The 274-nt window shown below is 38.7% G+C and carries 1 protein-coding gene; it reads left to right on the top strand.

Annotated features, from left to right (window positions below; all coding sequences use genetic code 11):
• A partial coding sequence (locus MZO40_RS17190) for a transposase (RefSeq protein WP_368052587.1) occupies window positions 1-250 on the top strand: 250 nt, incomplete at its 5' end.
• Window positions 251-274 lie beyond the last annotated feature (24 nt).

A 274-nucleotide genomic window follows, 5' to 3' on the forward strand; every position in this document is an offset into this window, starting at 1 on the left:
CCAATTTGATTTAAATATTTACTTTGCCGCTGTCGGAGCACCCAATCAACGTGGTTTAAATGAGAACACCAATGGTCTGCTGCGTAAAGATGGTTTACTTCACAATCTTATTATGGACCAGCTATCAGATGGATTTGTTCAAGCAGTTGCCAGTCGACGAAACCACATCCCACGAAAAAGTTTGGGTTACCAGACACCTCTTGAAGCATTCATCAGTCAGATTACAGATGAACAGTTAAAAAATTTCTAACTTAATTTGACATTTCGGGTTATA

Origin of the sequence: Lactiplantibacillus sp. B652, assembly GCF_023806745.1 — a bacterium.
Lineage (GTDB): Bacteria > Bacillota > Bacilli > Lactobacillales > Lactobacillaceae > Lactiplantibacillus > Lactiplantibacillus pentosus.